Here is a 14,034-nt window from a genome sequence, read left to right on the forward strand (position 1 = left end):
ATTGTCTTATATTTAATTTGGTCTATAAATTATCCATGTCTATTTCTACCTCGCCGTCCCATTCGGTGTCGATTTCTACTCCTCCCTTCATTTCACTCGTGAGGAACGCTCCTTTCAGGGTAGTGAGGTGTCCTCTCCGGTAGGGCACGTCGATGCCGGACACGCGCGACACCCGATTTCCCCGGCTGTCCCGTATTTCCATGGTAAGCAGTACGGATGATTCGCCGCCATTGGCAAAAATGAAATCCGAACCGACCGGATGGAGCGTTTCCCCTTCTTCGGGCAAAGCGAGCGGCAAGGTGAAGGAGATTTCGGGCCACGATTCACAAGGTTTGCCTGCCAGCACATCGAACACGGCAGGAATGTAAAAACTGTAACTGAACGTGACCGTGTAACTTTCGCCTTGGGCACGCTGCTGTGCCGTTCTTTCAAGAAATTCCGCGACGTCCGTGGCTATCAACTCGTACTTCGCCAGCGGGCGCGCCATCTCCACTTTCACCTGAACCTTCGCGTTCCACTTGTCGCGGTATTGCCGCAAGTCGAGGGCGGTGGTGCCGTAGAGGCAATCGCGATACGGGGTGCTACCCGTGTAGGGGTCGCGGCAGGCGACGCGTTGCAAGTCCCCGGTGTCGTAATAGAGGTCGTCCGTCGTGCCAGCCGCCACGTGGTCCGTCCACACGGCGAGGGTGTATTCCACGGCGTGCAGTTTCAGCCGGACGGGCAGCGTGATTTTCCCGTCGCCGTCGTCTTCGGCATCATCCATCACCGTCACCTGCCGGGATTCCGGCTTGCCGCCGCGCCACGCCTCGACGATGAAGCGGCGGCGGTATCCCGTCGGCTCCCCGCCGCGGGCATTCTTCCCCGTGACGATTTCCAGCGGGACAAGCTCCATATCGAGCGTCACTTCGGTATTGACTTCAACGAGCGTGGGGTCAACGCCCTCTTCGCCGTCTTCCGTCATGGACGGGTAGTCGTGTACACAACCGGCAAGGACGATTGTCAGCACAAGGGCGATAAATCCTATCGTGTATTTCCGTTTCATAAGCCGTTACTTTTTAAGGTTAAAGCGATAGACCACCGACACCCCTAAGCGGGTGATGCCCCAGTAATTCTTCGTCCGGGTATCTATCCGCGCGCCGTTATCTATATTATAATAGGTATCGTGCTTCATGTTGGCATACCCCGCTCCCAGCGTGAACTCACCCGCCCAGCGTCCGCCGAACGGCAACAGGTAGCCGTAGCTTATACCCGCACCAAGGAGCGGACGGCCAGCGTCTTGGTAACGGTCGCGCTTCCACTTCACGTTGAACCATCCCACGTGAGCGTGCATGCCGAAGAAATGCCCTTCACCCGGTGTCGCGAGCCAGTAACGTGCCTCGGGCTGGATGGCAAAGGTTTTGACAGCGTGCTTCCCGCCCGCGTGCCACGGGCTCCACGCCACGGGCAATTCCACCGACCATCGCCGTCCTACCCGCACTTCCGCGGCGATGTTCATCACCGCCCACGCCCACGCCACCGCGTTGGTCTTCACCGCGACGAACGACGCCCGTACGCCGCCAGAGATTCCCGCCACCCGCGTTCCCGCCGGATTTCCAGTGCCTCGAGATTCCTCACCCGTTCCGCCCAAGCGGCATCCGTTACCGCGGTGTCCGCGACTGCCGTTCCCGACGTCCCCCCGCGAGAATACGCCAGAAACGGGAAGAGTAACAAGAGTGTTATGGTTATTGTTTTCATACGCGTGCCGATTTCTATTATTAAATCATCGTTTAATGATACGATAAATCGAGAATTTGTCACGAGTGATGTCATTCCCGTAACTAATTGTGTATTAAAATCAACTAAAATTAGGCTATATGGTTGTATTTTCGAAAAATGTTAATATATTTGTGTATCATTAAACGATCGTTTAATAATTTCCCCGCCACGAACACAACTTCCAACAATACACCATCTTTGGATGCCTCTCGCGTCCTCCTTGAAGCCTTCTTTTTTATTAACACTTTTTCACCCATCAATAACCTACTGATGACCTAAGTATATCAAGTCATCAGCAAGTGATCAGCAGATGATCATCAGGTGACCTCCAAAAAGAGCCCCCGGGGAGGCGAGGGAAATACAATATAAAACCAATGTGTATCAGCAATATACTAATGTTAATATTTTAACAGAATGTGGATAAAAAAGATAGAGTCGAGAGATGTTTCCTGCCGGACAATGAAAACGTGTAATTATTTTTAACATTCAATATTGTAATATTTGTTGGATTAATTAAAATTAATTTAAAATTAATTCGTTTTTTTCTTGTTTTCTATTTTTCAATATTGTAATATTGCAGAATCAACGACGGGACAATCCCGCCGCGAGGATAGGCACTTACATCCCCCGCCGGCAGACGCCGGGATGACCGAACAAAAAAACTACTATTAAAAATTACAACTATGGCAGACTTCAAATCCGTCATCGCCCTCGAGATGAGCGGCACCATCGGCGACAAGACCATCCGCACGCTACCGAGCGGTAAAATGAGTATCAACCAGAAAGCGGCTTCCCCCACCTTCGACGACAAGGAAGTGGAAGAGGCACGCGACCTACGAATCAAGGGATTCGGCGCCGCCGGGCATATCGCCCCGCTCGTGACCGACGTCACTCGCCTCGGGCTGCCCGGGCGGAAACGGGGTGAAACGCCCTCCACGCGATTCATGCAAGAGAACGCCAAAACCCTCTGCGACGCCGTGCGCGACGAGCGGGGAGAACTGCAACGCGTGTACGACTTCCGGGAAATGGTGCTCGCCACGGGCAACATCAAACCCGTCGCCATCACCGCCACCATCGACGCGGAAACGAACAAGATAGTGTTCGAGCAAACCGCCGACACGACACCGTCGAGCGGCACGCATCACCCGGACGACATGGCGTACGGCTACGTGTTCGACGGCACCAACGAGGAAGGAGAACTCGTACCGCTCCGCGCCCGTTCCGAGTCGGGCTCCACCTCGTTCGCCATCCCCGCCGGGTGGGACAAGACGAACTTGTTCATCTACACGCTCGTGAAATTCCACGAGGGCAAAAAATCGTCGGCAAGCACCTGCATCTACCCACCCGCCGCCGTGCGCGACGCCCTCGTCCGCGTCACCGTGGACGAGAGGGAGATTCCCTCCGCCACCGGGCAAGACAACGACGCCCCCGCCCGCCGCGAGGTCACCGTCCACCTCGTGAAGACCGCCCAGAAACGGGAAACTCCCAACATCACCCCCCGCGACGACGTGTACGCCGTCATCATCAACACCGCCAACGACCGCGTGAAGCTACACCCCCTCGGCAAACGAGGCAAAAGGGGCAATTTCAGGGTAACCCTGCCCGAGGGATGGGAGGCTGCCGACCTGCTCGTGTACACGGTCGCCGTGCTCCACGACCTGTCGCGGGTATCCGTGCCCCGCTGCCATAACGCCCCGGGCGGCGCCGACATCCCCGACGTGACCGTCACGCGCGACAAGACCGCCCTCGCGTGCGTTCCATCGACCTCGTGCCGCTACACGGGAGCCACGCCGACACACCCGCCGCGTTCACGCCCCCCGCGGAATCGTTGAAACGCTTCCGCTTCCTCTACGCCATCGCCGTCACCGGCGAGGGAAAGAGCGGGACGAAACAGTTGGCAATTGAAAGTTGAAAATTGAAAATTGAAAATTGAAAATTGGAAAAAGGGGAGGGAGATTTTTGATTTTAGATTTTAGATTTTAAATTGAATGATTAAAAGAGTCGCCTTCGGCGAGTTACAGGTTGCATTTGCCCTTGGCAAGTTGCAGGTTAATTTACTTGTATTAGGGGCTGTAACTAGCTCTCCCTCTGTTTATAGAGGAGGAGCTGGAATACAGTCCCTAACGCGGGGGAAGCAACCTGTAACTTGCCGAGGGCAAATGCAACCTGTAACTTGCAACTCGCCAAAGGCGACTAAAAATCACAAATCTAAAATTCCTCAATCGCCGAAGGCGACTAAAATTCCATCCCGAATAATTCCACGAAATACCGTTTCACGGCGTCTTTCACCTCTTGCATCGGCACGTCGTGTCCCAGCTCTTTAGCGATGGACGTCACCCCCTTGTCAACGAAACCGCACGGATTGATATAATTGAAATAGTTCAAATCGGTGTTCACGTTCAGCGCGAAACCGTGCATGGTCACGTAACGGGAGCACTTTATCCCGATGGCACATATCTTGCGGGCACGGGGCGTACCCGTGTCAATCCACACGCCCGTGGCTCCCGCCAGCCGTTCCCCGCGGATGCCGTATTCCCCGATGACACGGATCACGACCTCTTCCAGACGCTCCACGTAGTCTTTCACCCCCACCCCGAAATTAGCCATGTCCACGATCGGGTACACGACCAGTTGTCCCGGACCGTGATACGTGATGTCGCCGCCCCGGTTTACCTTCACGAACTCGGCATGCGCCGCCTGCAACTGTATCGCGCCGATCAGCATATTCGCCTCGTTTCCGCTTTTCCCGAGCGTGTACACGTGGTTATGCTCCACGAAAAGCAAGTAGTTTTCCGTTTCCTCCCCCCGCAACTTCGCGGCAATCACCCGCTCGTGCAATTCTTCCTGCTTCTTCCATACCGGCATGTAACTTGCCGTACCCAAGTCAAAAAACTTTGTCTTTTTCATGTTCAGTTTATAAGGTTTATAAAGTTTATAAGGTTTATAAAGTTCATGGTATCTTAATAGACTTTATGAACTTTATAAACCTTATGAACTTTATGAACTCATTTTACATGCTTCTCCGCGTGATAACTCGACCGCACCAACGGACCGCTCTCCACGTGGCGGAATCCCTTTTCCAGCCCGATACGCCCGTACTCCTCGAAAATCTCCGGGGTCACGTACTCTTTCACTTCCAAGTTCGCGGATGTCGGCTGGAGGTATTGCCCGATGGTCATCACCTTGCATCCCGCGGCACGCAAATCGTCCATCGTCTGTAATATCTCCTCCCGCGTTTCTCCCAACCCCAGCATAATACCCGACTTGGACACGATTCCCGACTCGCTCACCTGACGGATCACTTCCAGCGAGATATCATATTTCGCGCGGCTCCGCACGCTATCCGACAATCGCCGCACGGTTTCCAGATTATGGGATATTACCTCCGGACGGACGTCTATTACCTGTTGCACCAGTTCCCGCCGTCCTTGAAAGTCGGGGATCAAAACTTCCATCGTCGTGTTCGGGTTCTCCCTCTTCACGGCTTCGATCACCCGCACCCAATGCCCCGCGCCCAAATCTTCGAGATCATCGCGATCCACCGAGGTTATCACGGCATGTTTCAATTCCAGCAACTTCACGGAGTTGGCTATATTCTCCGGTTCCCGCGGGTCAAGCGGAGCCGGACGCCCTGTCGCCACGTTGCAGAATTTACACGAACGCGTACACACGTCGCCACCGATCATGAACGTGGCTGTACCCGCTCCCCAGCATTCCCCTTGGTTCGGGCACATCCCGCTCGTGCAAATCGTGTGCAAGTTATGTCCTCGCACGATGTTTAAAACTCCCGTGGACAACTGTCCCATCGGTAACTTAATTTTCAACCATTCCGGTTTACGTCTATTATTACAACAAGCCATAACGCTTTATTTTTTACAATCAAACGCGAATATACTTTTTTTTCTCCTCCCAACGCAACCTTTTTATATTTCCTGCATCTATTGAATGTGACTAAGTAATAAAAATGGGTTATAAAAAAGTGGACTCACGAAGTAGTTCCAATTTTAGGGTTAGTAGTAAATAGTGGTAAAAAGGGTGTGTTAAACACACCCTTTTTTATTCCAAGACAATCGGTATCCCCTTGTAATAATCCAATATCTTCAACCGGAAGAGATAGTCGTACTTCGCTTGAATACGATCGGAAACGGCTTTTTGCAAAAGCGTTTTGACCTCGTTAAATTCAACCCCGGTAGCCTTGCCTTCCTCGTATTTCCGCTCCGTGAGGCGATAGGATTCCTCGGCAGCTTCCACGGCGGTGGCACTGGAGAGGTAAGTGGATTGGGCGGCAATGGCACTATAATAGGCTTGTTGTATCTCCTTGAACAGAGCTTTCTTGGCGGCATCGAGCATAAACGATTGATTCTGCATCTGCAAACGGGCACTCTTTACCTTGTCACGCGTTTCCATACGGTTGAAAATAGGAATGGTCAGCGTGAAACCGAACGATTTGTTCATGTTGTTGGTGAACTGGCTGCTGAACGAGGGGCTGTCGAAGTTCGCCACGGTGTAGTAGCCCGTGGTAATCCCGGCAGCAAATTCCAACTGCGGGTACAAGGCACTTTGGGCAATACGGATACTCCGTTCGGCTCCCGCCACGCGATGTTGAGCGGCACGCACGATAGGTTTCGACACGACGGCAATATCGTAAATATCCTGTGGCGGGGTGAGCAACTCGAACGTGGGCTCCATATCGGGAGCGACAATAGCGAACAGCTCCGGCGAAGGCAGTTCCAGTATCTGGCTAAGATCGAGCAGGGCGAGTTTACGATTGTTCTCCGCTTGAACGGCAGTCACCCGATCTTGTGCCAAGCGGGATTTCGTTTCATAGAACGCTGACGTGGAAACTTTGCCCACCTCGTGCAGGCGTTTCATCCGGTGGTGCTGCGCCTCGCTCACTTTTAACTGCGCGGCGGCAACCTTGCTGATTTCCTCCGCGAAAAGAACTTGCAGGAAAAGGGATGTGACCTGCATACTGACATCTTCACGCGCTTTTTTGAGGTCTTCCATCGCGGCATCGAGGTTGAGTTTCGCCAACGCTATATTATGAGTAATCTGCATCCCGGAGAAAAGGGACACGCTGGTTGCCGCCTCGAAACTGGTATTACGGGTGTTACGGTCGAAATAGGTGTTATCCAGCGGGGACGCCACACGCCCATAGCTGAACGACTGTCCCGCCCTCGCCCCCAAGTTCGGCAGGCGGCGGAATTTGGCGGTATGAACTTCTATCTCTTGACGGTCGAGGGCAATCTCCCGTTGTTTGATCTCGATATTGTTGTCAAGGGCGTGTTCGACACATTGGCGGAGTGACCATTTTTCTTGTGCCCCCGCCCCGAGGCTGACCAGCATCGCCACGATTACAAATTTCGCTTTCATCATCATAGTGTGTTCGTTTTTTCGGTGCCGCGCACTTTATCGTCGGCGGTGATACCCTCTTTTACCTCTATCTTGATTCCGTCGCTGATGCCCAGCGTGACGGGACGACGCTCGAATACCTGATCGGGACGCGTACCGGTAAGGACATGAACGTAGTTTTTACCGTCCTTGAATTCCACGCAACTTTCCGGCACGGTCAGCACCCGCGGCGACCGCTGTAACACGATCTCGGCGTTGGCACTGTACCCGGAGCGTATGTAAACGGAATCGGGTATGGTGATAGCGGCTTTAATCTCGAAGAGGTTAGCCCCGTTTTCCTCCCTTGCGCGCGGGGATATGTACTCCAGACAGGCGTCAAACTGCATATCCTGCAAGGCACCGATCGTGAGCTTGATAGGCATCCCCTCGTGAACGCGTCCGACCTCGGTTTCATCAATCTTTCCCTTGAAGATCAAGTCACTCATGTTCGCCACGATAGCGATAGTGGTTCCGTCGTTGAAAGTGTTGCTCATGATCACGGAATTACCGACTTTCACGGGGACGTCGAGAATCAACCCGTCGATCGTGGAACGAATCATAGTGTTGCTCGCCGAGGCACTCTTGCGGGAGATACCGTCACGCACGATATCAAGGGCATCGGCGGCGGTTTCCTTCTCCTCTTTGGATTGCGACAGGGCAACCTCGCATTTCTCGAACTCCTCTTTACTGATCAGGTCGTCCTTGTACAGCGTCTTCATGCGCTCGAACTCCTGCACCGCCTGCCTGTAATTGATGTCGGAAATACGCAGGCGGCTCTCGGCGGCACTCAACTGTCCCATTTCGGGGATTACTTTCACTTTGGCAATCACTTCCCCGGCACGGATCGGCTGCCCCGCTTCCTTGTAGACCTCGGCGATGATACCCGATATCTGCGGCTTGATCAATACCTCGTTACGAGGCTCCACCTTACCCGTCGCCACCGTGTTTTTCTCCACGTCGGTGACAACGGGAGTGACTATCTCGTACACCTTCTTTTTAGGTTGCGACTTCACGTACAGGAACCCGAACGTCCCGATAAATACAGCTACAATCAAAAGTAGCACAAAGATTTTAAAGAGCTTTTTCATATTTTAGATTTTAAATTTTAGATTTTAGATTTAAACTCCCTCCCGGCTTCGCCGTATTGAGCTATCGCTCGAACTGACTCTCGCTCGGTAACGTGGAAACAAGTTTCCCTCTATAAACAGAGGGAGAGCTTAGTTACTCACCGTCTTCGGTTACTATCACCAGCTCCTCCTCTGTTTATAGAGGAGGTGTCGGCAAAGCCGACGGAGGAGTTCATTTTCAATTTTCAATTCTCCATTTTCAATTGTTTCATTCTTCCCGAATCGCGTCGATCGGTTTTATATTCATGGCACGGAACGCAGGAGCCAGTCCCGCGAGGCTGCCGAGCAATAACAGGATGAAGGTTGCACCGACGACCGTCCAGAACGAGATTTCAAAACCGGCATAATAGCCCTTGGCAGAAGTCACGCCGACGTTCATCAGTTCGAGGACGTAGACGGCAAGGGAAATACCCAGCATACCCGCCAGTCCGGTAAGCACCATGCTCTCGCTGATAACCTGCCCCATGATATCGTAAGGACGGGCGCCGATAGCACGCCGCACGCCAATCTCCCCGGTGCGCTCGCGCACGGTGATCATCATGATGTTGCTCACCCCGATCACTCCCGCCAGCAAGGTTCCCAAGCCGACAATCCATATCAACAGGTCGATACCTATAAACAGGTTCTCGTACAACTTGTATAACTTCTCCGCATTTATAAGGAGTACCGCCTGCGCGTCATTCGGGGCAATCATGTGGTTCTGCTTGACGACGCGTTCCGCTGCCGACTCTATCGTCTGAATCTTCACGCCCGGCTTGCCCGTCATGGCAATAAGGTGTACCGAGTTGCCCGTCTGATAGGTATTCTGCATGGTCGTGAACGGCAGGATAACGGTTTCTTCGGCATTCCCGCCGATATTGATGTCGCTGTCGATCGTTTCGACCACGCCAATCACTTGGTAATACACGCCGTCCACGCGGATATACTTGCCCGTGGGATCTTCTCCCTTGGCAAACAGCGTTTCGTAAATACGAATACCGATCACGCAAACTTTACGCTGCTCGTTGACGTCGATGTCATTGAGAAAACGCCCGTACACGAGGGATTGATGCTCGATATTCTCGTAATCCTTCATCACGCCCTTGACTCCCCCGGTAAAAAACTTGTCTTCATACAATATATTATTATCCCCCCGACGACTGAAGAGCATCGGGACGATGTAAGCAATCTCCGGAATGTTGGAGCGCAGGATATCGACGTCTTTCACGTTGAGGCTCCAGTAACGTCCCTTGCGGAATCCCTTGTACGCCTCGCTTGTCGGGTGGGAACTGACAAAACAGGAGTTGGTGGCAAAACTGCTGAACGAACGCCCGATAAGTACCCGCATCCCGTTTCCCCCGCCAATCAGAACGATCAACATGAATATCCCCCAGAATACCCCGAACGCTGTCAGTATGCTCCGTGTCTTGTTGCGGGTGATCGTCATCATGATCTCTTCCCAACGGTCTAAGTCTATTATATTTCTCATAGTTAATCGGCTCTAAGTGCTTCAATCGGTTTAATTTGTACCGCCTTGCGTGCCGGGAAGAATCCCGCCAGCGTGCCCGCGATGACGAGCAGCACGATAAACGAAAGGGCGGTGCCCAATCCCACGGTGGGGTCTTTAAATATGGTAAATTGCAGGAAATCGGTAGACTCCGCCACGGCTTGGGCGTCAAACAGGCGGGCTCCCCATTCCGTGAGAGCGATACCGCCGACCATACCGATATACCCGAAGAAGGTCGTTATAATGATTGACTCAAGGATTATCAGCCACAGGATTGACGCCGGGGACGCACCCAAAGCCTTGCGGATACCAAATTCTTTCGTGCGTTCCTTGACGGTGATCAGCATGATGTTGCTCACCCCGACCACACCGGAAAGCAACGTGAATATCCCGATCACCCAGATTGCGATCTGTATGATCTGTTGCGCATCAAGGAATTGCAGGAAAAACGTGAAACGGTTCCACAGCCAGACAGCACTACGGTCGGTCGGGTCGAAACGGTGGTGCGCGGCAAGCACCTCCTTGTAGCTCTGCTCGAAAGCGTCGCCTTTCTCCCGTGTATCCAACCCCTTGGTGGTAAATAGAATCTGGTCGATTTTGTCACCCTTGATATACACGTTTTGCGCCGTGGTAAAAGGGATAAAAGCGTCTTGGTCATTGCGTTCCTTATTCTGCACGTAGACTCCCACGACCTTGTAAGCGATGCCGTTCACGTTCACGTATTCCCCGACGGCGTTCCGTCCCTTGAACAGGGTTTCCGCCGTCCGCGGATGAATCACGATCACCTTGCGCCGTTCGTCGAGGTCTAATTTATTAATAAACCTGCCGTTATTCTCCGCTACCCGATACGGCTCGATTTCCACGTACGAAGGCTCCACGCCGACAAGACTGCACACGACGTACTCGTCGCCCTTGGAGATCGTACGATTGTTCATCTTGAGGATAGCCCCCGCCACACCCACGTGCGCTGGGAACTTGGTTTCCGTGTTCAGCATATCGGTGTTATCAAGTTGTATCACCCTTCCTTTCTGCATCCCCTCGAAAGTCTTGCTCGTGCGGGAACCGTATACCTTGATGGAATTTGTCGCCCGATCGGCGAAGTTACTCTGGAAGCCATTCATCAGCCCATTGCCGGAACCGAGTAACACGATCAGCATAAATATTCCCCACGCGACGGAAAAGCCCGTGAGGAAGGTACGCAGCTTGTTCCTGCGAACGGTACTGATAATCTCGTACCAAATGTCGAATCTTATTTTCATGTCGTTCGGTTTATTTCATGAGATCCTCTTTGCCGAACACCAACACGTCGTGGTTACGGTTGTCTTCCACCGCTTCGATCACGCCGTCTTTAAGGCGGATAATCTTGTTTGTCCGGTTGGCAACGCCACTCTCGTGCGTCACGACGATAACCGTCATACCCGTGTCGTTGACCTCTTTCAATATGTCCATCACCTCGACCGACGTCTTGCTGTCCAATGCCCCCGTGGGTTCGTCGGCAAGAATGATGCGAGGCTGCGAGATCAACGCCCGCGCAATAGCCACACGCTGTTTCTGCCCCCCGGAAAGCTCGTTAGGCATGTGGTGCCCCCACTCCTTCAAGCCAAGACGGTCAAGATATTCCAACGCCAACGCATTACGCTTGCGACGGCTCACGTTCTGGTAGAACAACGGAAGCGCCACGTTCTCCATGGCATTCTTGAAAGAGATCAAGTTAAAAGACTGGAAGATAAAGCCGATCATCCGGTTGCGGTATTCCGCCGCTCTCGTTTCGCTCAAGTCACGGATCAATACCTCGTTCAGGTAATACGCTCCCGTGTCGTAATTGTCGAGAATCCCCAGAATGTTGAGTAACGTGGATTTGCCGGAGCCGGACGAACCCATGATTGATACAAATTCCCCCCGCTTGATGTCGAGGTCTATGCCTTTCAGCACGTGCAACGGCGCACCGTTGTAATACGTTTTGTTTATGCCTTCTAAGTGAATCATCCCGTTAGTTGTTTAGTTTAGTGAATTGCTTTTTCTCATATACATACATTTTTTCTGAATAAATATTCGCACAACAATTAGCATTCCTTATCAATACACATGCCATTTTATCAAACAATTACATCTACAATTCGTGGATGTTTAAAATTTAACAACGATTCGACGGATTGTTAAAATTGCATATTCCAAGAACCGTCACACTCGTTAACGAATGGAATACGCATTCATGATGAAAAACGAAAAGGCAGGAAAATCGGGGTACAAGAAATTGAAAATTGAAAGTTGAAAATTGAAAATGATTACCGAAGTAAGACTGTAATTCAACTCTCCCTCTGTTTATAGAGGGAAACTGGCGAGTAAGAGAGAACAGACAGAGAGCTTGCTCGTTGTCTGTCGAACGAGAGCCAGTTCGAGACCGGTTTCCGGGCTCAATACCCCGAAGGGGGGAGGGAGTTTGTCGATTTAGTGATTCAGTGATTGCCGATTCCGTGATTAATGAAGCGTTGCTTATGCGGCTGGAATCATTCAATCTAAAATCACGAAATCACTGAATCAATAAACTCCTCCGTCTGCTTCGCAGCCACCTCCTCTATAAACAGAGGAGGAGCTGGAATACAGTCCCTAACGCAAATAATTAATTGGGTACTCGCCGAAAGCGAACAAATCATTTTCAATTTTCAACTTTCAATTTTCAATTGTCCGGCAACCCAATCCCTAATTTTAACGTATAAAAAGCGTATTTTATAAAAACTAAGGTACTCATGGAAACATTGAATAATTGGATTATATCGGTAAATGACTTTATCTACACGTACATATTAATTGCCGCACTGATCATCATCGGGCTATATTTCACGTTCAAGAGTAAATTCGTGCAATTTCGAAATATCCGCGAGATGTTCCGGTTGCTCGGTGATGGCATCGCGGGCGGTAGTCACAAGAACTCGGTTTCTTCCTTTCAGGCTTTCTGTATCGCAACCGCTTCGCGGGTAGGCACGGGAAACCTCGCCGGGGTGGCAACAGCTCTCGCGCTCGGGGGCCCCGGGGCTATTTTCTGGATGTGGCTAATCGCTTTGGTGGGTTCTGCCTCCGCCTTTATCGAATCGACACTGGCACAGATATACAAGACGCAAGGCGAGCGGACGTATATCGGCGGTCCCGCTTTCTACATGGAACGGGGACTGAAAAAACGGTGGATGGGTATTCTCTTTGCCGTCATCATCACGATCACGTTCGGGTTGGTATTCAATTCCGTGCAAGCGAACACGGTGACTTTCGCCTTTAACGAAGTATTCCGGGTAAACCGCATGTGGTTCGGGATAATACTGACCGCACTCACCTTCCTCGTGATATTCGGGGGAATACACCGTATCGCCGTTATCTCCGGGATACTCGTTCCGCTTATGGCTATCGCGTATATCCTGCTCGCCGTGTACATCTTGTTCACGCACCTCGGCACATTGCCGCACGTGGTCGGCATGATATTCTCCAACGCTCTCGGTTTCGAGCAATTCGCCGGTGGCGGGCTTGGGGTTATCGTCATGCAAGGCATACGGCGGGGATTATTTTCCAACGAGGCTGGAATGGGTTCCGCGCCGAATGCCGCCGCTACCGCCGACGTGAGTCACCCGGCGAAGCAAGGATTGATACAGGCATTGAGCGTGTTTACCGACACGTTGATTATATGCAGTTGTACCGCTTTCATCATCCTGCTCTCGGACGTGCCGCTGGATGGCTCGATAAAAGGCATTCAACTCACGCAAATGGCACTGACACACCAAATCGGAAGCGCGGGCGGACAATTTATCGCTATCGCCATACTGCTTTTCGCGTTCAGTTCCATTGTCGGCAATTACTCGTATTGCGAAACGAACCTGCTCTTTATCTCGAAGAACAAGAAATACCTGCAAATATACCGTATCGCCGTGGGTGGCATGGTGATGTTCGGTTCGATTGCCGCCCTCGATCTCGTGTGGAATTTGGCGGACTTCGCTATGGCAATCATGACGATCATCAATCTCGCGGCTATCGTACTACTGGGTAAAGTCGCACTGAAAGCCTTGCAGGATTACCAGCGGCAACGCCGTATCAGCAAAAAAAACATTGTCTTTAAAGCATCTTCCATTCCCGAATTGAAAGATTCGACAAGTGAATGGGAATAAAAACAATTTTTTTCTTAACTTTGCATCAACAAGATGGAAAGGTTAAACGTGACAAGCGACACAGAAATATCCGGATTGCCGCGGCCTCTCGAGGGACACGAGAGCGCACTTTAAAACATAGAAAGAG

At 51.8% G+C, this 14,034-nt stretch carries 12 protein-coding genes; 2 read left to right on the forward strand and 10 right to left on the reverse strand.

What is annotated here, in order from left to right; all coding sequences use genetic code 11:
* Nucleotides 1–22: 22 nt before the first annotated feature.
* Genes CS948_RS15980 through CS948_RS21725 form a run of 3 tightly spaced genes read right to left on the reverse strand, consistent with a single transcriptional unit; the run spans nucleotide 23 to nucleotide 1,734 of the window.
* The gene (locus CS948_RS15980) at nucleotides 23–1,042 is read right to left on the reverse strand and encodes a DUF6562 domain-containing protein (RefSeq protein ID WP_099292677.1); all 1,020 of its coding nucleotides are present in this window, start codon (nucleotides 1,040–1,042) and stop codon (nucleotides 23–25) included.
* 6 nt (nucleotides 1,043–1,048) lie between these two features.
* Entirely contained in the window at nucleotides 1,049–1,516 is a 468-nt protein-coding gene (locus CS948_RS15985) for a DUF3575 domain-containing protein (RefSeq protein WP_255302044.1), read from the reverse strand.
* 11 nt (nucleotides 1,517–1,527) lie between these two features.
* The gene (locus CS948_RS21725; RefSeq protein ID WP_176555084.1) at nucleotides 1,528–1,734 is read right to left on the reverse strand and encodes a hypothetical protein; all 207 of its coding nucleotides are present in this window, start codon (nucleotides 1,732–1,734) and stop codon (nucleotides 1,528–1,530) included.
* Between the two features lie 704 nt (nucleotides 1,735–2,438).
* Between CS948_RS21725 and CS948_RS15990 the strand changes: the two genes are divergently transcribed.
* Nucleotides 2,439–3,587: a hypothetical protein gene (locus tag CS948_RS15990; protein ID WP_099292679.1), complete on the forward strand. Its 1,149-nt coding sequence runs from the start codon at nucleotides 2,439–2,441 to the stop codon at nucleotides 3,585–3,587.
* 403 nt (nucleotides 3,588–3,990) lie between these two features.
* Here the strand turns inward: CS948_RS15990 and lipB are convergent, their stop codons facing one another.
* The 7 genes from lipB to CS948_RS16025 form a co-directional block, all read right to left on the reverse strand.
* On the reverse strand, nucleotides 3,991–4,662 hold the full coding sequence (lipB, locus tag CS948_RS15995) for a lipoyl(octanoyl) transferase LipB (RefSeq protein WP_099292680.1): 672 nt from the start codon (nucleotides 4,660–4,662) through the stop codon (nucleotides 3,991–3,993).
* 98 nt (nucleotides 4,663–4,760) lie between these two features.
* Nucleotides 4,761–5,615 (reverse strand): lipoyl synthase, encoded by an 855-nt coding sequence (lipA, locus tag CS948_RS16000; RefSeq protein ID WP_099292681.1) that lies wholly within the window; start codon nucleotides 5,613–5,615, stop codon nucleotides 4,761–4,763.
* Nucleotides 5,616–5,811: 196 nt separating this feature from the next.
* Complete coding sequence (locus CS948_RS16005; RefSeq protein WP_099294599.1) at nucleotides 5,812–7,128, reverse strand: TolC family protein; 1,317 nt, start codon at nucleotides 7,126–7,128, stop codon at nucleotides 5,812–5,814.
* A 2-nt stretch (nucleotides 7,129–7,130) separates the two neighbouring features.
* Nucleotides 7,131–8,234: an efflux RND transporter periplasmic adaptor subunit gene (locus CS948_RS16010; protein ID WP_099292682.1), complete on the reverse strand. Its 1,104-nt coding sequence runs from the start codon at nucleotides 8,232–8,234 to the stop codon at nucleotides 7,131–7,133.
* Nucleotides 8,235–8,481: 247 nt separating this feature from the next.
* A complete protein-coding gene (locus CS948_RS16015) occupies nucleotides 8,482–9,741 on the reverse strand; it encodes an ABC transporter permease (RefSeq protein ID WP_099292683.1) in 1,260 nt (419 codons plus the stop codon).
* A gap of 2 nt (nucleotides 9,742–9,743) precedes the next feature.
* The gene (locus CS948_RS16020; protein ID WP_099292684.1) at nucleotides 9,744–11,018 is read right to left on the reverse strand and encodes an ABC transporter permease; all 1,275 of its coding nucleotides are present in this window, start codon (nucleotides 11,016–11,018) and stop codon (nucleotides 9,744–9,746) included.
* 10 nt (nucleotides 11,019–11,028) lie between these two features.
* Nucleotides 11,029–11,745, reverse strand: a complete 717-nt coding sequence (locus CS948_RS16025; RefSeq protein ID WP_099292685.1) for an ABC transporter ATP-binding protein — start codon at nucleotides 11,743–11,745, stop codon at nucleotides 11,029–11,031.
* Between the two features lie 761 nt (nucleotides 11,746–12,506).
* Here CS948_RS16025 and CS948_RS16030 point away from each other — a divergent pair.
* On the forward strand, nucleotides 12,507–13,907 hold the full coding sequence (locus tag CS948_RS16030; protein WP_099292686.1) for a sodium:alanine symporter family protein: 1,401 nt from the start codon (nucleotides 12,507–12,509) through the stop codon (nucleotides 13,905–13,907).
* Nucleotides 13,908–14,034 lie beyond the last annotated feature (127 nt).

It is taken from the genome of Butyricimonas sp. Marseille-P3923, assembly GCF_900184685.1.
GTDB classification, from domain to species: Bacteria; Bacteroidota; Bacteroidia; order Bacteroidales; family Marinifilaceae; genus Butyricimonas; species Butyricimonas muris.